The sequence below is a fragment of the Microbulbifer mixtoriginis (SeqCode) genome (assembly GCF_052467705.1).
Genome location: NZ_CP174322.1, coordinates 2,610,994 through 2,633,267, shown reverse-complemented (window position 1 = coordinate 2,633,267; position 22,274 = coordinate 2,610,994). Strand labels below are relative to the sequence as shown.

Below are 22,274 nucleotides of genomic sequence, written 5' to 3'. Positions count from 1 at the left end.
CGCTCCTTTTCGAAAGACGCGGCTATTTCCTTTTGATGGGAGGGCCAACACCTATTGCTTCTTATGTGTCGCCTGGAAGACGGACTCCCACTCCTGATCAAATTTTGCTGCTGCTGGTATAGGGCCTGGAGCCCTCTTGAAAGTCAAAACTCCCACATGCGCTTCGTGAACTTGAGCATCAGAAGTCACCTCCTCGGTAAACCCCTGCATTATTCCGCTACTGTCGAGAGTAAAGTTGCCCACGCTTTCATCTGATACGTCGACAGTCACTATACGAGTGGTATCACCGGAGTTCGAAAAGACAAAGATACCGACATCCTTATTGGTAGTCGCTCCATTTTTTGTCTCTTCGTGACCGCCCAATTTATGCTTAAAGTCAGCAGGCTTCTTGAAGCTGTCAATGAAGCGGCCACCCCCACCGGTTTTAGTTTTCTTAAGGACTTTGAAAGTTCGACAATAAATATCCTTACCTACATCCAAAGCGTCTTTTTGGCTTTCATATAAAATAAACGACTCCCCATCGACAGCACACCAAGTGCCATCTAAAGTATTTTTCATGTCAGGATTTGCACTCAATGGAGCAGAGTAAAGAGCTGTCAGAATGAAAACGGCCGGTAGGAACCTATAAGTCAGAGGTAGATTCGCCTTCATGGTGCACCTCGGTAAGTCGCTTGTGAACTTTAAGTAAATAAAGTAGCGGATTAACCCAGGTACCTCCTAAAATTTTCAGACTTTTAGTGGAAGAGAAGCGCCAATTCAAATTTCAGCTAGCAGGCCTGTAGCTCCCTGCCCATTTCGCTCTCATTATCAATCGTTGAAGTTCACCACTGGGATCTATGGCAGCGAGAACAGCAGTCGCGCTAATCTCATGCCTTTAGCCATTGGTTGTTGGAACCAACCGGCAGCTTTAATAGCTCCCTGGCTGCTATACCTGTATTCAAATCTCGACACTTGCTCAATAGTTGATGCAAAAGGAGCTCTGAGATGCCTCTCAACAATCAACAAATCAAAGAGTGCGAATCCAGCCACTGGGATTTCTCAGATCTGAAAGCACTGTTCCTAAACTGTACCCTCAAGCCAACGCCAGAACTCTCCCATACCGACGGACTAATTCGTATTTCACGAGAGATTATGGAAAGAAATGGCATATCGGTAAGCCTGCTCAGGCCCGTTGACCATGATATCGCCTTCGGTGTCTATCCAGATATGACCGAGCACGGCTGGGAAAACGATGACTGGCCAAAAATTTATCACCAGGTTAACGAGGCAGATATTCTCGTTATCACAACCCCGATCTGGCTCGGTGAAAAATCCTCTATCTGCACACAAGCCATAGAGCGCCTCTACGCCAACTCGTCAAACCTTAATGATCAGGGGCAGTATGCCTATTATGGAAAAGTCGGCGGCTGCCTGATAACAGGTAACGAAGATGGCGCTAAACACTGTGCAATGAATATCCTTTATTCCCTGCAACACCTGGGTTATGTCATTCCACCACAAGCAGATGCCGCCTGGGTTGGCGAAGCCGGTCCAGGCCCCTCTTACCTCGACCCCGGTTCTGGCGGTCCACAAAATGATTTTACCAACCGGAATACCTCCTTCATGACCTGGAACCTAATGCATTTGGCCCGAATGATAAAAGATGCGGGGGGTATACCCGCCCATGGGAACCGGCGCTCTGCTTGGGATGCAGGTTGCAAGCCCGACTTCTCCAATCCCGATTACCGATAACTACGTTCGGAGCAGGCAGTAATGGGGTGAAATGGCCAATCAAGGCTGTAATTTACTCTGCCCATTTACAAAATGGGCCACCTAAAGATACATTGCGCACCTTCCTTCTTATTACAGCCCACTGATTTCGCCTTCAACTGGCCCAGTGCTCTCAATGCACCTACCTAAACAGATGGGCTTATAAGGCTACAACCTAAGAAACAACCAAAAAAACTGAGGTCTACCACCCCGAATGAATCCCGAGTTACTGGAACAGATTTTCCACAGCAAACTCTTTATTACTCTCTGTGTAGTTGCCGTCATTCTTTTAGTCCGCGGCTTACTGACCCTTGCCATTGCTCGCAGTAACTGGGCAAAAGCCGATAAGCGTCGTAGGATCAACACCGTACACAACATCGGCAACCTGCTATTGGTCATCGGTGTAATTGCCGTTTGGGTGACAGAATTACGAGATTTTGCCCTCTCTATTGCCGCCTTTTCTGTAGCGATTGTCCTCGCATTGCGAGAGGCCGTGCAGTGCTTGGTGGGTGGCCTATACCAAGCCAATATGCGCTCCTTTACTGTTGGCGATTGGATTAAAGTGGGCGACCAATTTGGCGAAGTTACTGATAGTGACTGGTTAAGCACCACGCTTTTGGAGATTGACCCCCATGGCCTCGGCAATGGTTATACCGGAACCACTCTCTATATTCCCAATAATGCTTTTTTTACTCAGCCGGTAAAGAACCTGAATTTTATGCGCCGTTATATCGAGCACACTTTCTCGATAACCCGTGAGCGCAGTGAGATTAACCCCTTTGAAGCCAAGAAGTTTATTGCCGAACGACTGAAAGAGCACTGCGAATCTTTTCGGGAAGTTGCAGAGCGCTACTGCAAGCTGATTGAGAATCGGATGGGTGTAGAGCTCTCAGGCCCTGACGCAAAAGTAAGCGTGACCACTAATGATCTTGGCCATGATGTCATCACCGCGACCGTATTTTGTCCGCGTGAAGAAGCAACCAATATCGAGCAGCTGGTAACTGAAGATTTTTATGCTTTCTGGTTTGAAAAAACCAAGCAACTAAAAGACAGCGCCTAACGCCTTATCACGCACCAACATGTAAGCTTTCAAGTTGTTGGCGGATTATTTCCGCCAACCGGCGCGCTGCGGGCGATATGTCATCGCGATTAGGAAAAATAAGATACAGAGGCTGCCACCTTTCTTGCCCTCCTTTTAAGGGGAGAGGTTTGAGTGTTCCATCGGCCAGCTCCCCAAGAATCTTATCCTGCGGCAACCAAGAAAACCCATAGCCCCTACAAGTTGCCCCGATTACCGTTGCCATATTACTCAGCGTCCATCGCTTGGCAACTTCAACTGTTAGGGTTTCACTATCGCTTTGGGGGTTTGAATCTCTAACGATCAGGTGCCGATGACTGCGCAGATCCTTCAGGGTTAGTTCGCGTTCCAGTTGATGTAATGGGTGACTGGGGTGGGCCACTGGGATAATACGTGCCGGTGCTGGCAGTAACTCGCCATTGAAACCGGGAGGAATTCTCGGATCAATCGCAAAGTCCACCTTTCCCTCGGTAAGGGCATCGAGGGCACCGCTAATCACCACTTCGTAAACCTCTACTCGGGTATGTGGGCTCTCTTGGCCAAATACCTCCAGGCAATCTAGCAATAGCCAAGTTGGAAACAGCACTTCCACAGAAATTGACACCAGCGACCCCCAACCCACAGAAGCACGCCGGGCAGCCATTTCCATTGCCGAAGCATCTTCCAGTAATTGTTTGGCATGGCGATATAACATTTGCCCAGCAGCCGTAAGTGCCGCTTTGCGACCAGTGATTGTAAATGCCTTTACATCGAGGATGGATTCCAGCTTTTGTACCGCATAGCTCACGGAAGACTGACTCTTGTGTAGGAGTTCCGACGCCTGTACATACCCTCCCCCTTCAACAACCGCAACTAAACAACGCCATTGCTCCAGAGTGATCTTTGGGCTTAAAGCCGGGTTCGCTAACTGATCAGTCATGTATCGGATTTTTAGATGGATTTCAGCAAAATTTTCTAATTTTTTATCTAATTAATCAATGATTCAATAGTGCTCAAGTTAAATGATTCATAAGGAACCCGTCATGACAAAGTTGCTCAATATCCAATCCAGCATGTTTCAAGCCGGTGGCCAGACCTCCCAATTGGCGGCAAAGTATATTGAGCGCTGGAAGGCGAATAATCCGGAGGGCGAAGTTGTGCAGCGTGATCTGGCAGCAGATCCGGTACCGCATTTATCCTTGGATCGCTTCCAGGCCTTCAATACCCCGGCTGAGCAACGCACTCCAGATCAGCAGGCGGTTGTTGATTTTTCAGACAAACTGATCGAAGAAATCTCTTCAGCAGATATCTTGATCCTCGGCGTACCTATGTACAACTTTACAATCCCCTCTATCCTGCACACCTATTTTGACCATATCGCCCGAGCCGGCATCACCTTCCGCTACACGGAAAATGGGCCAGAAGGGTTACTGAAAAATAAAAAAGCGATCATCTTTGTTGCTCGGGGGGGCTACTACGGTGACAACCATGCACAGAGCACATTTTTGCGGCAGTTCCTCGGTTTTGTGGGCATCACTGATGTTGAGTTTGTTTACTCCGAAGGGCTTGCCACTGGTGAAGAGGCAAAAGAGAAAGCCACCACTGCGGCAAATGAACGTATTGCTGAACTTGCTTAAACGAAGAATTATTCCTGAATTAAAAAAGCCAGGCTCTATTCTCAAGCCTGGCTTATACAGCGTAATTTCTGCGAAGTGGCCTTACTATGTGTCAATGTCAGCAATTCTCGGCATGGAGCTTACAGGCAGGCCAGCTATCCATAAGAAACCTGTAATGGAAACTCAAGCGGGCGGTATCTACTTCACAAATACAAACTTGTCTTCACTCAAGACCTGTTCACCATCAAAACGATAAGCAACCAGTTTGCCGTTACCCGCCACGGAATAATCGAGACAAGCAACTTTCTCGGTTAGAGGTGCTGGCACACCTTTAAGCCAATAGTGACCGATAAAGCAGGGCTTATCTGCTTTAGGGTAATAAGGAATACCCCAAGGCACAGGCAAGCTAGCGGCGGAACCGATATCAACACCACGCGGTAACGCTATCTCCCCCAGCGCTTTTGCAGAAGCGTTCCACCATTGAACGCGGACAGCAGAGCGCCGATTACCATCCTTATCCAGAAAACTCACTCCTTGAGGCAGTTCAATTTCACACCCTTTGAGCAAAGTTTCCACCGCTTTGAAGGCATCACTGCCCGGGGAGCTAGCTTGCAGCAAAAGCTCAGACGTTAACCTGCCGCTATTGGTTCTCGATGCTAAAAAATTGACTTTCTCCTCGTCCCAGCAAGCGTGTACCGCACGCAGAGGGCCAAGATCAAGCCACAGAGGCAATGATCTGAAGAAATCCAATACCTGAGATTTTTCTGGATCGTTATCCGGGTACTCATTCAAAAAAGCCTGGTGCTGTTTTGTATTTTTATCGGTATGTGGGCGCAGGGGCTTGCCATTGACTTCGGTATGATAAGCCAGGGCGTTAAACTCGTGATTGCCCATAATTGCTTTGGCATGATCATTATTTACCATGCTCATAACTACCTTTAGGAGTTTGCGATGCTCCACCAGGTGCTCACCGCGGTCGATAAAATCTCCAAGAAATATGACCTTTCGCTCAGGGTGAGCATAACCACTGCTTGTTTCCCGATAACCCAGCACATCGAGCAACTCAATCAATGCGCTGCCGTGACCATGGATATCGCCAATAATGTCGTACTTGCAGTGTTCCATCCTGCTCCTGCCTCTAAAATACAAGAAAGCTTCAGTATCAAAATCCCGCTTTTTTTGTATCAAGGATTACTCTGTTCATTTTATGAAATGAACGCATTTCTCGGAAGCTGGGCATGGGGCGAAGAAATTAGCCGAAACTACTGCCAGCCTGGGAATTACTGAGTTCACTTACATTTAAGGTGTGCTCAATCAAAGAGCGAATGCAAAAAAGCCAGGCCGGAAAGTGCGGCCTGGCTTTTCTCAGGCTTGAGACTTACAAAGCTTCCGCAGCTTCTATCTTTTTATTGGCAAGAACTTGATCCTGCCCAGTATCAGTACTGCTAGCTTTACGCCCAAACAGTCTCTGCACCACTACAAAGAACAGCGGTATAAAGAAGATTCCAAGCAGAGTGCCCACAACCATTCCCCCCAGTACCCCGGTTCCAATTGCCCGTTGTGCGCCGGAACCTGCACCAGTGGCTATCGCCAGAGGAAGAACCCCCAAGCCAAAAGCCAAAGAGGTCATCAAAATTGGGCGCAGCCGATCACGGACTGCGCGCATAGTCGCCTGCACCAGCTCCATTCCGTTTTCCAGATTTTGCTTGGCAAACTCCACAATCAGAATGGCGTTCTTACTGGTCAAGCCGACAGTGGTCAGCATAGCCACCTGGAAGTAGATATCCCTCTCCATGCCGCGCAAACTGTTGGCAAGCACGGCACCGAGAATACCGAGCGGTGCCATCAATAATACGGCGGTCGGTACTGTCCAGCTCTCATAAAGAGCCGCAAGGCACAAGAATACAATCAATAATGACAGGGTATAGAGCAGTGGTGTTTGTGCACCGGCGGCGCGCTCCTGATAGGAAAGACCGCTCCATTCAATGCCAACCCCCGCCGGCAATTGCGCTACCAAGCTCTCCACTTCTGCCATGGCCTCACCAGAACTGACCCCCGCTGCGGCCTGGCCATTGATCTGCATGGAGGGCACACCGTTATAGCGTTCCAAGCGGGGAGATCCATACTCCCAGGAAAAACTGGCAAAGGAAGATAGAGGCACCATATCGCCTTTATCATTGCGCACAGACCAAAGCTGGAAGTCTTCCGGCACCATGCGATATGGCGCATCCGCCTGCATATAAACCCGCTTGACCCGGCCGCGATCGATAAAATCATCGATATAGGAACCACCCCAGGCGGTACTCAGTGCGCTGTTAATATCGGCAATAGACAAACCGAGGGCCGCAGCCTTGGCGTTGTCGATTTTCACCCGAAACTGCGGCGTGTCCTCCTGGCCGTTGGGGCGTACGTTAGAGAGTAATTTACTCTGCCCGGCCATCCCCAAGAATTGGTTGCGGGCAGCGGTCAGTGCTTCGTGCCCCAGATTGCCGTTATCTTTCAAGTAAAAGTTAAAGCCACCAGAAGAACCCAACTCTGGCAGAGGCGGCGGCGCAAAGGCAAAAGCCATGGCATCTTTAATTTGCATCAGCGCGCCCATAGCACGCATGGCTACTGCGCCAGCACTTTGCGACTCTTCTTCCCGCTCAGACCAGTCTTCCATATTCACAAAGGCGATACCGGTATTCTGGCCGCTACCGGCAAAGCTAAAGCCCTGCACCGAAAATACTGATTTCACGGTGCCCTGCTCATTATCCAGGAATTGATCTTCCACTTTGCGGATGGATTCCATGGTGCGTTCCTGGGTCGCGCCCACGGGTGCCTGCACCATAGAGAAGAGCACGCCCTGGTCTTCATCGGGCAGGAAGGAGCTGGGTAAACGCAGGAATAAGAAGGCCATCACCGCGGAAAGGGCCACAAACAACAGCATAAAGCGGCCGCTACGTTTTAGGATGCCCTGCACTCCGCCCTGGTAGCGCCTACTGCCGCGCTCAAAGTTGCGATTGAACCAACCGAAGAAGCCTTTCTCACCGTGGCTTTCACCTTTTGAAAGTGGTTTTAGCAAGGTGGCACATAGTGCGGGGGTCAGGATAATCGCCACTAATACGGACAAGGCCATAGCAGCAACAATGGTTGCTGAGAACTGCCGGTAAATTACGCCAGTGGCGCCATCCATAAATGCCATTGGCACAAACACCGCCGACAGCACGACACCAATTCCGATCAGTGCTGGGGTAATCTGATGCATGGATTTTTTAGTGGCTTCCTTTGGCGATAAGCCCTCTTCGCGCATCACCCGTTCTACGTTTTCCACCACCACAATAGCGTCATCCACTAGCAGTCCGATGGCCAATACCATAGCGAACATGGTGAGCATATTGACTGAGAAGCCCAGTGCTGCGAGTACGGCAAAGGTACCCAACAGCACCACCGGTACTGCGATTGTAGGGATCAGGGTTGCACGGAAATTCTGCAGGAACAGATACATCACCAGGAAGACCAGCACAATCGCTTCAATCAATGTGCTGATCACGCCTTTAATGGAGACCTCGACAAAGGGCGTGGTATCAAATGGTACGACAGAGGTAAGCCCCCGAGGGAAGAAAGGCTCCAGTTCTTTGAGCTTCGCTTTCACGCCTTCGGCGGTGTCCAGTGCGTTGGCACCGGTGGCCAGGTTAATGGCGATACCGGTAGCCGGCTGACGATTGTAGCGGGAAATAAATTCATAATTCTCTGCCCCCAACTCAACGCGGGCGACATCGCCAAGCCGCAGTATTGAGCCATCATCATTAGCTCGTACCACGATTTCCCGGAACTGTTGCGGGGTTTGCAGGCGCTCCTGGGAGGTAATAGAGGCATTGAGTTGCTGCCCTGGCACCGCCGGTGCGCCACCAAGGCTGCCCACTGTGACCTGGGCATTTTGGGCCCGGACCGCCGCGGCTACATCATTCGGTGTCAAATCGTAAGTGGTCAGCTTGTTGGGATCGAGCCAGATACGCATTGCATATTTGGAGCCGAACACCTGCACATTACCGACACCTGGCACCCGGCTAACCGGGTCCACAATCGCTGAGTTGATGTAATCAGCAATGTCGTTGCGGTTCATACTGCCGTCTTCGGAGACAAAACCTGCAACCATCAAGAAGCCACCACGGGACTTACTGACATTGACCCCTTGTAACTGCACCTCTTGGGGCAACAGCGGCATTGCCAGCTGAACCTTGTTTTGGACTTGCACCTGTGCGGTATCCGGGTCGGTACCATTCTCAAACGTAAGGGAGACAGACACACCACCGTTAGATTGACTGACAGCAGACATATAGAGAAGGCCATCGAGCCCTTTCATATTCCGCTCCAGAATCTGCGTCACCGAATCTTCCACCACTTTGGCGGAGGCGCCGGGATAACTGGCCTCAATATTAATAGAGGGCGGTGCGATATTCGGATAGCGCTCCACCGCCAACTTGCTGATAGACAATGCACCTGCCAGCATGGTGATAATTGCCAGAACCCAGGCAAAGATGGGCCGGTTGATAAAAAAGCTCGCCATAACCCCTACCCTCAGGAACCCTGCTCAGCAGCAGCGTTGTCGTCACCAGCTGCTGCAGGTACCTGTTTATCCTCACGTTCACTAGGCTGCACCGGCGCACCGGGGCGAATTTTCTGCAATCCAGCCACTACGACACGGTCACCGGGCTCCAGCCCCTCTTCTACCAACCAGCGGTTACCGACTGTGCGACTGACCCGAACAGAGCGTTGGGCAACAATATTCTCTTCATTGACCACCATTGCCGAAGTGTTACCTTTCGGGTCCCTTGCAATACCTTGTTGAGGCACCAGAATGGCTTTTTCCCGTACACCGCTACCGACTATCGCGCGCACGTACATGCCTGGCAGCAGCATATTGTCTGGATTGGGGACAACGACTCGCAGCAACACACTGCCAGTAGAGGGATCGACACTGGCTTCGGCAAACTCGAGCTTGCCTTGATGTTCAAACTCACTGCCATCTTCCAGCAAAATCTTAACTGGCAGGTTTGTGGCATCTGCCAATGTACCCGCCTGGAGGGCCCGACGCAGGCTGACCAGCTCTGCTGCGGACTGGGTAACATCCACATAGATTGGGTCCAGCTGTTGCACAGTGGCCAAAGTTGCGGCCTGATTGGCCGCTACCAAGGCGCCCTGGGTAACACTGGATTTACCAATACGGCCAGTAATCGGCGAGGTAATCTGGGCGTAGTCCAGCTGGATCTCGGCTCGGTGTAACTCCGCCCTGGCAGCTGCAACAGAGGCGCGGGCTTCCTGCAAGTCTGCCTCCGCGACATCATTCTCCTGCTTGCTGACCGCGCCACTCCTAACAAGGCCTGCGGTGCGCTCGGCCTTAAGACGGGCGATATTCATGGCCGCATTTGCCCCCTGTAATTTAGCGCGCGCACTATCCACATCCGCTTGGTAAATGGCGTCATCCAGCTGATAAAGTGGCTGATTTGCATCGACACGCCCACCTTCACGGAACAATTGCTGTTTTATGATGCCATTTACCTGTGGACGAACTTCCGCCACCTTGAAAGGTGAAGTGCGACCAGGCAGCTCTCTGGTAAGCGTAACCGGCTCGGATTCCAGCGTAACCACAGTCACCTGTGGCGCGGGCATCGGTGGCGCAGCGGTTCTTTCATCACAAGCGGCAAGCAATGCACTAGTGATCAAAAGACTGATAAACGCTTTTTTATTGAGCATGGTTACCTCGATCAGGGCTGACGGCCTGGATACTGCGGTCAGTTCGGGAGAAAAAGAGATGGTGACAGGAAGGTCAAACTCCAGTGGCCACGCATTTTATGTGTAGTGATGAAATCCGATCAACTATTCATCAGCGCATGAATATCGACTAACATGCGCTTTTACCCAGTGTTTTCAAGGGTTTGCACTAAAGTCTCATTTGTTTTCATGCGGCGAACAGCCGTGAATATGCGGTCAAATGAGGCGATTACGATAATGAAGAAGCTGCATTGCCCATGGCTAAATATAGAGAAGAACAAATACTTAACACCCGAGAGCGTATCTTAGACGCCGCGATTCGTGTTTTTCACGAATCTGGCGTCACCCACGCCTCACTAACGGCAGTCGCAGAGCTTGCCGGAGTCACTCGTGATTCCCTGCATAGCCATTTCCGCGACAGAGTTGGGTTACTCAAGGCTCTAACCGAGCGCATGCGCCTGCCCGGTGAAGACCTCTGCACGGCGGCCGGTGATGATGAGTTGAAGAGAGACCCTCTAGGCACCCTGCGTACCCGCTGGATATGGCTATTCGATGAGATTGCCTGTAATGATGAATGGCAGCGCTTACTGGAGATTATCTTCCTACCATGCGACCCAATCAGTGAAGTATGCGAGTCCACTCACCGCATTAAGCAAGGCCGCACAGAGCGGCTGGAGCGAATGGGAGAATTGTTGGAGATTGCACTATCAGTCGGTCAATTACCTGCTGACCTGGATTTGAAACTGGCCCAACAAATGCTTCACGGAGGCCTTTTTGGTGTTCTGGAAGACTGGCTTCTTTCTCCTCGCTTTGTAGACCTTGGCGACTTAGGCGAACATTATTTTGATGCTCTCCTAGATATGATTCGCTTCTCCCCAGAACTGCGTCTAAACAGGCAGCAAGCACGAACTTTGCACTGAGCAGTGTATTGAGCAAATTCGAATTTTCTTCCTATTGGGGCAAGTCAACTAACTGCTGCTTGCCCCTAGAAGACAATCAGCCGAGTTTACTTTTCGAATCTACTAATTGTGCACCGCTCGCATCTCTTACTGCATAATTAAAACCCGGGTGAATACAGTGAGCACCGTAATTACCGGCTTTATCTAAAGCCAGGAAACCCACCTGGAACTTCTTATAGTCCCCTAGCTTGCGCGCAATACGCTCCACCGCCTCACGACAGGCTTCCTCCGGTGTGTAGCCATGACGCATCAGCTCCACTACTTGATGGCAACCGACAGTCTTGATCATTAGCTCGCCCATACCCGTGGCAGTAGCCGCACCCACTTCATTATCGACATAGAGTCCGGCGCCGATAATCGGTGAGTCCCCTACCCGCCCGTGCATCTTGAAAGCCGCGCCACTGGTGGTGCAGGCACCTGAGAGGTTGCCGTCCTGGTCCACGGCTAAGATGCCGATAGTATCGTGGTTTTCTATATTGATTACCGGCTGGTAACGGGACTCGCGCTTCCACTCACGCCAGGCGGCTTCAGCTTTTGGAGTTAACAGGTTCTCAATGTCAAACCCCTGTTCAACTGCAAAACGCTGTGCGCCCTCGCCGACCAACATTACATGTGGAGTTTCCTCCATCACCTTTCGCGCAACCGAGATGGGATGCTTGATACCCTGTAAAAAAGCCACTGAACCACAATTTTGTTTGTCATCCATAATGCAGGCATCAAGGGTCACTACACCATCGCGATCGGGAAAACCGCCATAGCCAACACTGGTTACCTGCGGGTCAGCTTCCGGCACCCGAGCACCTGCCTCTACGGCATCCAAAGCCCTGCCACCTTCGCTGAGAACCTGCCAAGCTGCCTCATTGGCTGGGCCCCCATGGTTCCAGGTTGATATGACTACGGGCTTTTTTCCCTTCTTCGTATAACGCCTTGCCATAGCTGCCACTGAAGAGGTTGCCAGGGCGCCAGCAGTACCCAGGAAGGAGTATTTCAGGAATTTTCTTTTGCTGATCACAATGATTTGTCTCAAGTGGAAAGCGCACAGAGACATTACTGTATCTGTGCGCCGAAGTTATGGCGGGATCAGAAGCTGTAAGTCAGCCCCATATAGGCGCGGCGACCTGAGTAGGAGGAACCCAAGACTCTGTTTTCTTCCCCCCAATATCTATCCACCTTCTCTTCGGTGAGATTAATAATGGAGGCAGTGAGAGTTAGGTTTTCCATCAAACTATAAGAAGCATTTACATCAAGCTGATCATACTCATCAGTAAACGTATTCACACCGTTGCTATAGCCATCCGCATAGGCGCTGCGATAGTTGTAAGAGGCTCTCACACTGAAAAGGTCATTCTCGTAGTACACCGAAAGGTTGTATTGATCTTTAGAGGTACCCGCAATTTCTGTTTTGATTGTTTCACCGCTTTCGAGGTCAAGATTGGCCAGTTCTGTGTCCGTATAGGTATAGTTGGCAAAAACTCCAAAACCGTTATCAAAGGCATATTGCACAAACAGCTCGGCACCCTGAGCGGTGGCATCGGTGCCATTAACAGGCATCGACATATTTACATTCCAAATGTCACCATCTATTTCCCTGGTTACCAGGGAACTGCCGTTAATGACGAATGATGCAATATCCTTCCTGAACAGGGTTACTCCCATTGCGGAAGCATCGTCGAAGTACCATTCCAGACCCAAATCAAACTGATCCGCTTTGTAAGGTTCCAATTCGGAATTCCCCGCAAATCCATCTCTTACGGTCGCTCCTGGCAGTGGGGCGTGTATTGATTCAGAGCCACCGAGGTCATCATAATTAACTCGGGCAACAACCCTTGCGAGGGCTGCACGCATTACTAAATCATCGTTAATATCCCAAGCGATATTGGCGCTTGGCAGAAAATCGGTGTTACTGCTATCGCGAATATTGGGCTCATCTTGCAAAACCCCGTCAATATTGTCATATGTTCGGGCATATTGCTTGGTCTGCACCGCGCGAACACCAAAATTACCGCGCAAAGTGGCAGAAGCAAAATTTTGCTGTACATAGGCCGCAGTCACTTCCTCACCGATGCGATAGTCCTGGTCCCGTTCTACGGTTACTGTAGGATCACCATAAGTCTCATAGAGAAACTCTTTTAGCTTCTCAAACTCCAGGTGGGCAAAGTTGGGCACTTTGACACCACCAATAATATTATCGAGTGGGCCACTGGAAAGGATATCAATCGTATCCGGAACGCCATTAGGGTCGGTGTGGAAAGAATCGTCCGGCCACCAGGGATAACAAAGACCATCTTTACCGTCTTCATTCGGCCAGTTAATAGTCGGACACGGCGGGTTATCATCATCCCAAGCTTGTTTAGTAATGCGTCGGTTAATTTCGTGGTCGCGGTATTTGAGTCCTACATCAAGGGAAGTCAGCCAGCCGTAATCCATATCGATAGATACATCTAGCTGGTAGTAGTTTTCATCATCTTCACTACTGGTCCAGTGCGAAGAAAACCAATCGTATAAGGGGTAAGTATTGGGGTCTCCCAGATCGGCACTGGTATCAATCTCTGCAGTACCACTGCTTAGGTCCCAGCTCCAGTCAGTCACAGTGCCATAGCGAGAGTTTACTGAGGCAAACAATTTCTCCGAAGGTCCGCCTTCCGCACTGGTGCTGCCCACAACCAATCGCACGCTATATCCATCTCCTTGGTAAATAGCATTAAAATCCAAGGTATCTGACACATATTCAGCTCGCGTGTAGTCACCAGCGACTTGAGGAGACTGCAATTCGGCCTGGCCTCTGTCCAACATGCCAATACCGAGTAAGGTATCGCCATCCTCATCAAATTTAAGGCTGCCGGGTGCAACTGCATCACCATAGTTCCACTCTGGAAATACAATACGGTAATTCTCTGAGTTGCCACCCTGCTCAAAGCGAAAATAATTGACACCTAGCTCAAGTTGTTCAACCGGACGCCACTGAGCACTGAGCTGAATTCCCTCGCGGGTACGCTCCTCTTCAAAAACGCTACCCACTACGGCTCTGGGGGCATAGAAATCCCGGTACTCATTACCATCGATATCTACCATAGCCCCCCTGGCCTCTACACCATCATGGGGCTTTTCATCACCTTGCCATCCCCAGTTTTCTGTGGTGGTGCTAATCACCCGATTCTGACGGTCTTGCTTGGAATAACCAACTAATACACCAAAGGTTTCCTGATCATTTTTCCATGAGTAAAAACCCGTGTATTGTGGCTCATACTTCTCAGTGACATCCGCGTAGGTTGTTTCAACCGATAGCATGCCCTCTCCCGCGTCCAGATCCAGAGGTTTGCGGGTATGCAAAATGACAGTACCACCGATTCCGCCTTCATCCAGCTTTGCCTCAGGGCTCTTATAAACATCTGTACGGGCAATCATTGTTGCGGGCAACAAGGAATAATCTAGCGAGCGTGACGGCTCATCGCCCGGAGTAGCAATATAGTTACCGTTCAGCTGGGTAAAGGTAAGCTCCGGAGCAGTACCGCGGATACTCACTTCCGCACCTTCACCACCACTACGTACGATAGAGACTCCTGGCACCCTCTGTAAGGCATCGGCTACGTTTTTATCGGGGAACTTACCAATATCTTCAGCGGTAATTGAGTCCACCACCGCATTGGAAAAACGCTTTACATCGAGGTTTTTCTCCATGCTCTGTCGAATGCCCAATACCTCTACTTCTTCAAGAGCCAAGTTTTCTTTTTGGGCTTCCTCTGTATTTTGCGCCTGTGCCATGCCGACGACACTGCATAACACCAGTGCACTGGCGGATGTGCGAAGTAACTCCGCCCTGCGGTTTTCTTTTTGGGTTTTCTCTTTCATAGATAAGCATCACTTTTATTATAATTTTTGAGCCTTCCGTGCACCCTCTAAACTCGGCATACCCTCATACCAAGTTTTCGGAATAAGCCCGGTTTCAGATCTATCCATCCCTGGCTTACTTTTATAGGCAACCCCTTTCCCAGGGGGTTGCCTTACACGGTTATCAGCTTTCTAAGCCGAGTCGTTTTAATACTTCAGGCGGTGCGCCAGGGAAGCTGGCCATAGGCCTATTACCTACATAGCCAATATCCGCCATGCCTTCCTCGGTGGTGTAGAATGCGGTAGATACAAGAACTCTTACCTTGGCAAAGAAACGTGCACCGGCTTGGAATTCTGGCTTCGCGTTACGAGTCCATTTGATGTCCTCGCAGATTGCATTTTTTTGAGATTCATTCAGCTCAACAAATGGGCCTTGGTACCTGCGCCTGGACTCTCCATCTAGCCAGACCACCCCTCCGCGAATAGTGACAAGGTCCGCCTTATTGTTGGAATAAGGTGCGCTGACATATTCATTGATGTAATGGTGTGCACCTACTGAAGAAGCGCTCGGTGAAATTTCATCTGCAGGTATAATCACATCGCAAAGCGCTGCGAGTACCGCCAACTCACGCGCATCTAATTGCATTTCCCATGGTACGACGGGGTTAAGCAGATCAGGATCTGTTGGTGTACCCCTGGCTAAAGTTTGTTTAGGTGCGTCAAGATTCTTAACCGCTGGTTTTGTTGCTGCTTTATCTTCCTTCAACTCAACTTTTGGTGCTGCTTTCTCAGAACAACCGATTACTGGGACCGCAGCCGCAGTAGTAGCAATCAAACGCAGGGCATTACGGCGGCTCAGGTTTGTTTTATCCTTGCTCATATCAAATGTTCCTCTTTTTAAACTGTTCCACGATGTAGTCACAGGTACGCCAAGCCAGCGCCATAATGGTCAGGGTTGGGTTTTTATCGGCATTGGAAACAAAGGGAGCACCGTCGGTTAAAAAGAGGTTCGGAACCTCCCAAGACTGGCAGTAAGGGTTGAGCACAGAGTCTTTTGGGTTGGAACCCATTCGCGCGGTGCCAACTTCATGAATAATCGCACCACCGTTGATAATGGCCTTGGCACCATCGGTCTGTACTGTTGTGGTCACATTGCCGCCCATACCCTCGATAATTTCGGCGAAGGTTTTGTGCATGTGGGCAGCCTGATTTAGCTCCTGGTCGCTCCACTTCCAGTGGAATTTCAGAACCGGGATACCCCACTGGTCAACTTGATTCTTGTCAATTTCACAGTAACTATCATCATTAGGGATCATTTCCCCACGACCATCGAACCAAACAAAGGAGCCGTAATAGCGTCGGCAGGCCTTTTTCAAATCTTTACCATAGGCACCTTCGGTAAAGTCACCCATACCACCGAAGGCACCTGCTCCAGGCATACTGCGGCCACCACCGAATTCAATGTGATAACCGCGCGCAAAATTCAGGTCTCCGCGCAACTGCTCTTTATATAGCCACCAGGGCATATACATATGCATTGCCGACGCGCCGTCTTCGTTGTGGGCGGGCATATTTTCCAGGGCTGGAATTTGGCCACCGACTCCGGCACCCACAGTATCCATCAGGTATTTACCTACAACACCACTGCCGTTGGCGAGACCGTCTGGGAATAAGGTACTTTTTGAATTGAGAAGAATACGCGATGTCTCGGCGGCACTGGCCGCGACGACAACGGCGCGGGCACTGGCAAACTTTTCCTGACGGGTATCTTTATCAATGTAAACAACCCCGTTGGCTTTGCCTTTCTTATCAACGGTAACTTCGCGCACCATCGCGTCAGTGATGATGTCTAGGTTGCCTGTAGCCAACGCAGGAGGCAGTAGTACTGTGGTGGACTGGAAATTTGCCTTGATGGAACAACCGCGACCACAGGGTGTGGCCCAAAAACAGGCAGCGCGGGATTTCATCGATTCGCGGGTTACATCCTGGGCAAGCTTATTATCGGGGAACAGTTTCTGCGGAATATTTTCATGGTCGAGGCGCTCACTGAGAATCGCCAAGTGTGAGGGGATCACGGGGATACCCAGCTTATCACAAGCTTTTTTCGCTAGCAGTTCATAAGCACGGGGGCTAGGGGGCGGCAATAATACGCCGTCGGAAGAGTCCGGAGTATTTTCCAACCCCTCATTGGTGCCGTAGACACCAATAAGCATCTCGGTTTTATCGTAGTAGGGTGCCAGGTCTTGGTAGCTGATGGGCCAGTCAAAGCCGAGCCCATCCCTTGAGTAGGGCTTAAAGTCGTATTCACCCATACGCAGGGAAATACGCCCCCAATGGTTCGTGCGGCCACCCAGCATACGCGCTCGCCACCAGTCAAAACGTCGACCTTTCTCTTGAGATCCCTGGGTATAGGGCTCGCCGGGTACCTGCCAGCCACCATCCACTGTCGCATCGTAAAAACCGAACGGTTTTTCTGGCGTACTACCACCGCGCAGGGGTGCGTCTTTGGGCAAGTTAAACATAGGGGTTTCTTTGACCGGGTCGTAGGATCGTCCCGCTTCAAGCAGCAGTACCTTTAAACCGGCTGTGGCCAGCACATAGGCAGCCATGCCGCCCCCAGCACCAGAGCCGACTATTAAGGCGTCGTACTCTTTATTCTCGATATCTTCACTCGCCATAACATCTCTCCTACATGATCATTTATTTTTCTTCTGACCGGATAAATTCTATCAGCTAGAAATATTTTCCTGTAACCGGTTACATTTTTGGAAAATTTTTCTGCTTTTTTCCGCGCTTATAAAGTCTAGATTTAAAATTTTTAGCGTTGGAGTCTGATTTCTTAAAGAAAACAGACATTAAAGTACATATTTTTACGTCTGGAGAAATTAAAAATATGTAACCGGTTACATGCGAAACTAAATTTTATCAATTTTTTTCATTTAGTTGCGCGGGCAGCTCCACCTTCCTGCCAAGCTGCTCAAGCAGCTGCTTAGTTGCCAGGATTCCATGGTCCTCATCTCCCGGCCCTTCAAACTCAATGCCGATATAGCCTCGATAACCCGCATCGCGAATGATCCGTAACATCCGAGCAAAATCCGTATTGATTTCAATTCCCGCTGAATCGAACTCAAAGCTTTTGGCACTAACACCCTGGGCGAACGGCATCAGTTGCTGAACCCCCAAATAGCGATCGTAATCTCCGAAGTTTCCAAAATCCGGCAAGCTGCCACAGTTGGACATATCTACACGCTGAAGGACCTGTGACAACCACTCCCCGTTCGATGAATAGCCACCATGATTCTCAACAATCACGTTAATATTGAAATCCTGGGCGAATTCCGAAAGCGCACGCAGCCCCTCAACAGCAGCCTTACCGACTTCTTCGCGACTCCCCTGCCCTGCGGCATTGACACGCACAGAGTGACAATTGAGGTACTTAGCCGCTTCGACCCATTTGTAATGGTTCTCTATGGCCTGCTTTCTCTTGCCTTTATCGGGGTCGCCTAGGTCGCCTTCGCCATCAACCATAATCAACAGACTGCGAACATTATGGTCTTCTGCTCTAGCCTTCATTGCAGCGAGAAACTTCAAGTCCTTTGCCTGATCCTTAAAGAACTGATTGACATACTCAACCGCTTCAATGCCAAAGACTTTGCGTGTTTTTACTGGAAAGTCCAGAACTTTAAGAGCTCCACTTCGCAGTTGCCGATGCAGGGACCACTGGGCTAAAGAGATTTTGAAAAAGCGTTCACTTGCAGTGCTGTGGCTAAGACGACTAAACCCAATAAGGGGAGCAGCAAGCCCCAAAGCTGCCAGCCTTGCACTATTTGCCAAAAACCGCCTTCTATTGATAGTCATTGCCGCCCTCCTATTTGGGAAACCTCAGCAGCAGATTTTGAGGGAGATTCAGCAGAGAAGCCTTCTTCTCCGTTATCCTTTAAAGAGCGGCGAAAGCCACTGATTGCTCCCCCCAGGTCTTCTCCCATACGACGAATCTTGCCGCTGCCAAACAGTAAAACTGCAAGCACCAGTACTATCAGGATTTGCCAGAGACTGATTCCTGAAATACCCATGAGCTTATAGCTCCCGAATTTTTATATTGCGATACCAGACCTTGTCACCATGATCCTGCAAAGCGATATAGCCGCTTTCAGAGCGTGCGAAATCTGGATAATTCGAAAACTTGCTGCCCGCCAAACGCTTGCCCCAATCCTCTGACCAAAGCTCGTAGCTAACAATCTTGTTGCCGTTCAACCAATGTTCGACCTTTCCGTTCTCTACGCGTATACGAGTTTGGTTAAACTGCCCCGCAGGTTTGACACTCTCTTCACTGGGCGCATACATATCAAACACTGAGCCGGCGCTGTGGCTTGGCTTTTCCAGATTGGGAAACGCAGCATTGTCCAACACCTGGTATTCCATGCCACTCATCCAAACTGGCGCATCTCCATCAGCGACACGATAAATAATGCCACTGTTGCCACCCTCAGAAATTTTCCACTCCAGCTGCAATTCAAAATCCTCGAATTGTTCAGCTGTTACCAGGTCCCCAGCACCCCCGGCAGTTAAGACCAGATTGCCATTAACAACCTGCCAGGCCTCTCCAATTTGCGAGCCATTTGTGCCAGTCCAGCCCTGTAACGTTTCTCCATCAAACAGGTAACGCCACTCTCCGTCCACTTGTTGGGTACTCGACACGGGCACCCGCTCGCAACCTGCAGCACCCAGCATCACTGCTGCTGCAATCGCTACGGATAGTTTGGATCTGGCTTTAGTAAGGTTTTTCATCATTATTATCTCCACACCTAACGCTGTTATCTAATCAATGCCGCTCTTTTTAGGGCAACAGTCCATGGGAATCTGCGGCTCTCACTTGTCCGAACAAGGACCTGTGCTCTCCCGTTCCACCAGCTCAAATGGCAAAATAGTCCGGCTGGATTTCAATGGCTTGCCATCGATGATCAATCGCAGCGTTTCCATTGCGTAACGGCCTAACTCCTCTGCGGGCTGGTTGATCGTAGTCAAAGGCGGATCTGTGAATTGTGAGAATTCAATGTTATCGAACCCTGTAACAGACACATCTTCCGGCACCCTGAGGCCCATTCTCTTCACTTGGTGCACAGCACCAATTGCCATCTCATCGTTCATACAAAAAATGGCAGTCGGCCGATGAGGGGTCGATAGCAAAGTCTCTGCGCCTTTCTGCCCAGAGGTCATGGTGAATTCCCCATGAACAACCATTTCAGGATCAAGTTCTAACCCACGTTTTTTTAGCGCCTCGGAAAATCCGGACAGCCTGTCTCGCACTATAGGGCTCTGCGAGGGCCCGGTAATAACCCCGATGCGACGGTGTCCCATCTTCATCAAGTGCCGCGCAACTTCCTGGGCCGCACCATGGTTATCCAACTCCACCACTGGATAACGATCATCTTCTACTATGCGCTCACAGGCATTCACCAAAGGAACAGATGCAGCCAGGTTTGCGTCCTTCTCTGCAAACGGATAACGACTACCAAGCTGGATAACACCATCCGCTTGATTGGTTAGCGCCATACCTGCATAAAATTGCTCATTGCTGGAATCCCCTTTTGTGTCCCCCAGCAGCACCGAATAGCCTTGATCCTGTGCAGCTTTCTCAATCCCGCGAATGACCCGAGAAAAAAATGGATTAGCTATATTGGGAACCAAAACCATCACTGCGTATGACTTGCCCGAACTGAAGTTCCGCGCAAGGAGGTTCGGCCGGTAGCCCGCCTCCTCTACAGCCTTTAGCACCCGCTCTCTGGTTCGCGGAGAGACCATCTGCGGATCTTTCAATGCTCGGGATACGGTCGCGACCGATACGCCGGAGCGGCGTGCAACTTCGCGAATGTTTGACATAATTTCCTGCTAATTACCTGTTAGAAGCGGGTTATTTTCGCACAGATGGATACCATCTACGGATTCCCCACTGAAACGGCTGCTTCTGATTTGCTGGCTGCTTGCCTTCGATCCCAAAGCCAAATAAAGGCAAAAATGGGGAGCAGGATAAGTGGAACTACTGCCAATGACTGGAATGACTCAACAGAAGCGGTGGCTAATACCGCATCTAACTCATCCCCACTCAACTTTTCAAAGGCTTCCAAGCCCCCCGCTGCCTCAATCTTGGCATTGTCAAAAATAGCGCCAAGCTTTGGCAAAACAAATTGGATAGACATACCACCGGCAAAACCCAGCAATCCCAGAAACAATGCCCCACCGCGCACAAAACGCTCGGAGACTGTGGCCAGCATAGTGGGCCACATATAACAAACACCAATGCCCCAGACAGTCGCTGCCAAAAATGCAGTTACTGGCGTCCTAGCCATACCCAGGCAATAGAGCCCAATTGCGGCAAGGAGACTGCTTAACCATAGAAGTCCAATAGGAGACAGTTTCTTTGCCAGCCGTCCGGCAAAGTGGCGCATCACAAACATCAACATACTGACATAAACAAGGATAAGAATACCCTTCATGCCAACTACTCGGGATAGGGTCAGGTCTACCCACTGCCCAGGGGCCAGCTCGGTTGCGGCGGTCAGCCACATACACACCCACAGCAGGATAAACATCGGCTGCTTGAATACCTCTTTAAACATTTCGCCATAACTGATACCTGAAGAAACCCGTTCAGTAACTGGGAAATCTGTTTTAGCCACAAGCCAAGCCATAACAACAGCCGGCAGTGCCAACACGACAAGGTTCAACTGCCAGGGAAGCTCGAGGGCAGAGATTGACAACCCCAGTAATCCTCCAACCACAATGCCCGCAGGCCACCAGGCATGTAGTACGTTTAAACGTTGCGTTTTATTTTCTGGGTCGACTGCAGCAACCATAGGATTACTGGCTGCCTCCACGGCACCCCAGCCCAAGCCTGTCAGTAACAGGCCCGCTAGTACCAGGTTCTCCACCCCCTCCCCTGGAGCCACAAAAGACGCAGCAATAATAAGCAAACTGCCCAATACATAGCCTATAGATGAGAGCATCAGCATTCGCTTGATACCGACCAAGTCCACAAGTGCGCTTCCAAATAGAAGTGTGAAAGCAAAACCTGTGAAAGTGAAACCCAGAGCTTCACCAAGCATGGCGGTAGAGTTGGCAAGATCAATATGATCGTAAATGTCGCTTTGGAGATCACCGGCGATTGAAGCCCTCACAGCAAATCCGAGGCCAATCATAAAAATCGAGAGGTTCCCCACAAGAAAGACATTCTTATGCAGGGATTTTGTCTGTGTACTCATCTATCCAGTCTCCGCATGATTTATTGTTATTGGTTATTCACTTGGTTTGGAA

General features: G+C 50.1%; 18 protein-coding genes. 4 read left to right on the top strand and 14 right to left on the bottom strand.

Annotation, left to right across the window (positions count from 1 at the left end; translation table 11 throughout):
• Nucleotides 1–51: 51 nt before the first annotated feature.
• Complete coding sequence (locus ACJJIB_RS11645; RefSeq protein ID WP_444886156.1) at nucleotides 52–651, bottom strand: hypothetical protein; 600 nt, start codon at nucleotides 649–651, stop codon at nucleotides 52–54.
• A gap of 333 nt (nucleotides 652–984) precedes the next feature.
• Between ACJJIB_RS11645 and ACJJIB_RS11640 the strand changes: the two genes are divergently transcribed.
• Both ACJJIB_RS11640 and ACJJIB_RS11635 read left to right on the top strand, forming a co-directional pair.
• On the top strand, nucleotides 985–1,731 hold the full coding sequence (locus ACJJIB_RS11640; RefSeq protein WP_444886155.1) for a flavodoxin family protein: 747 nt from the start codon (nucleotides 985–987) through the stop codon (nucleotides 1,729–1,731).
• Between the two features lie 232 nt (nucleotides 1,732–1,963).
• Complete coding sequence (locus ACJJIB_RS11635; RefSeq protein ID WP_252085888.1) at nucleotides 1,964–2,809, top strand: mechanosensitive ion channel family protein; 846 nt, start codon at nucleotides 1,964–1,966, stop codon at nucleotides 2,807–2,809.
• A gap of 7 nt (nucleotides 2,810–2,816) precedes the next feature.
• Here ACJJIB_RS11635 and ACJJIB_RS11630 read toward each other — a convergent pair whose 3' ends face one another.
• Entirely contained in the window at nucleotides 2,817–3,746 is a 930-nt protein-coding gene (locus tag ACJJIB_RS11630; protein ID WP_444886154.1) for a LysR family transcriptional regulator, read from the bottom strand.
• 103 nt (nucleotides 3,747–3,849) lie between these two features.
• On the opposite strand from ACJJIB_RS11630, the gene ACJJIB_RS11625 reads away from it, so the two are divergent.
• Nucleotides 3,850–4,443: an FMN-dependent NADH-azoreductase gene (locus ACJJIB_RS11625; RefSeq protein ID WP_444886153.1), complete on the top strand. Its 594-nt coding sequence runs from the start codon at nucleotides 3,850–3,852 to the stop codon at nucleotides 4,441–4,443.
• A gap of 177 nt (nucleotides 4,444–4,620) precedes the next feature.
• On the opposite strand, the gene ACJJIB_RS11620 is transcribed toward ACJJIB_RS11625, so the two are convergent.
• The 3 genes from ACJJIB_RS11620 to ACJJIB_RS11610 form a co-directional block, all read right to left on the bottom strand.
• Nucleotides 4,621–5,547 (bottom strand): metallophosphoesterase, encoded by a 927-nt coding sequence (locus ACJJIB_RS11620; RefSeq protein ID WP_444886152.1) that lies wholly within the window; start codon nucleotides 5,545–5,547, stop codon nucleotides 4,621–4,623.
• Between the two features lie 253 nt (nucleotides 5,548–5,800).
• Nucleotides 5,801–8,971: an efflux RND transporter permease subunit gene (locus ACJJIB_RS11615; RefSeq protein WP_444886151.1), complete on the bottom strand. Its 3,171-nt coding sequence runs from the start codon at nucleotides 8,969–8,971 to the stop codon at nucleotides 5,801–5,803.
• An 11-nt stretch (nucleotides 8,972–8,982) separates the two neighbouring features.
• Entirely contained in the window at nucleotides 8,983–10,158 is a 1,176-nt protein-coding gene (locus ACJJIB_RS11610; RefSeq protein ID WP_444886150.1) for an efflux RND transporter periplasmic adaptor subunit, read from the bottom strand.
• A 275-nt stretch (nucleotides 10,159–10,433) separates the two neighbouring features.
• On the opposite strand from ACJJIB_RS11610, the gene ACJJIB_RS11605 reads away from it, so the two are divergent.
• A complete protein-coding gene (locus ACJJIB_RS11605) occupies nucleotides 10,434–11,096 on the top strand; it encodes a TetR family transcriptional regulator (RefSeq protein WP_444886149.1) in 663 nt (220 codons plus the stop codon).
• Between the two features lie 76 nt (nucleotides 11,097–11,172).
• Here ACJJIB_RS11605 and ACJJIB_RS11600 read toward each other — a convergent pair whose 3' ends face one another.
• The 9 genes from ACJJIB_RS11600 to ACJJIB_RS11560 all read right to left on the bottom strand — a co-directional run bounded on the left by ACJJIB_RS11600 (nucleotide 11,173) and on the right by ACJJIB_RS11560 (nucleotide 22,222).
• A complete protein-coding gene (locus ACJJIB_RS11600; protein ID WP_444886148.1) occupies nucleotides 11,173–12,183 on the bottom strand; it encodes an isoaspartyl peptidase/L-asparaginase family protein in 1,011 nt (336 codons plus the stop codon).
• Nucleotides 12,184–12,215: 32 nt separating this feature from the next.
• Complete coding sequence (locus tag ACJJIB_RS11595; protein WP_444886147.1) at nucleotides 12,216–14,984, bottom strand: TonB-dependent receptor; 2,769 nt, start codon at nucleotides 14,982–14,984, stop codon at nucleotides 12,216–12,218.
• Between the two features lie 163 nt (nucleotides 14,985–15,147).
• The gene (locus tag ACJJIB_RS11590) at nucleotides 15,148–15,843 is read right to left on the bottom strand and encodes a gluconate 2-dehydrogenase subunit 3 family protein (RefSeq protein WP_252085880.1); all 696 of its coding nucleotides are present in this window, start codon (nucleotides 15,841–15,843) and stop codon (nucleotides 15,148–15,150) included.
• A 1-nt stretch (nucleotide 15,844) separates the two neighbouring features.
• On the bottom strand, nucleotides 15,845–17,641 hold the full coding sequence (locus ACJJIB_RS11585) for a GMC oxidoreductase (protein ID WP_444886146.1): 1,797 nt from the start codon (nucleotides 17,639–17,641) through the stop codon (nucleotides 15,845–15,847).
• Nucleotides 17,642–17,888: 247 nt separating this feature from the next.
• The gene (locus ACJJIB_RS11580) at nucleotides 17,889–18,821 is read right to left on the bottom strand and encodes a sugar phosphate isomerase/epimerase family protein (RefSeq protein ID WP_444886145.1); all 933 of its coding nucleotides are present in this window, start codon (nucleotides 18,819–18,821) and stop codon (nucleotides 17,889–17,891) included.
• Nucleotides 18,818–19,036 (bottom strand): twin-arginine translocase TatA/TatE family subunit, encoded by a 219-nt coding sequence (gene tatA / locus ACJJIB_RS11575; RefSeq protein WP_152453619.1) that lies wholly within the window; start codon nucleotides 19,034–19,036, stop codon nucleotides 18,818–18,820. The genes ACJJIB_RS11580 and tatA overlap by 4 nt, the downstream gene beginning before the upstream one ends.
• A 4-nt stretch (nucleotides 19,037–19,040) precedes the next feature.
• Nucleotides 19,041–19,754 (bottom strand): 3-keto-disaccharide hydrolase, encoded by a 714-nt coding sequence (locus ACJJIB_RS11570; protein WP_444886144.1) that lies wholly within the window; start codon nucleotides 19,752–19,754, stop codon nucleotides 19,041–19,043.
• A gap of 78 nt (nucleotides 19,755–19,832) precedes the next feature.
• The gene (locus ACJJIB_RS11565; RefSeq protein ID WP_444884951.1) at nucleotides 19,833–20,843 is read right to left on the bottom strand and encodes a LacI family DNA-binding transcriptional regulator; all 1,011 of its coding nucleotides are present in this window, start codon (nucleotides 20,841–20,843) and stop codon (nucleotides 19,833–19,835) included.
• A gap of 56 nt (nucleotides 20,844–20,899) precedes the next feature.
• A complete protein-coding gene (locus ACJJIB_RS11560; RefSeq protein ID WP_444886143.1) occupies nucleotides 20,900–22,222 on the bottom strand; it encodes an MFS transporter in 1,323 nt (440 codons plus the stop codon).
• Nucleotides 22,223–22,274 lie beyond the last annotated feature (52 nt).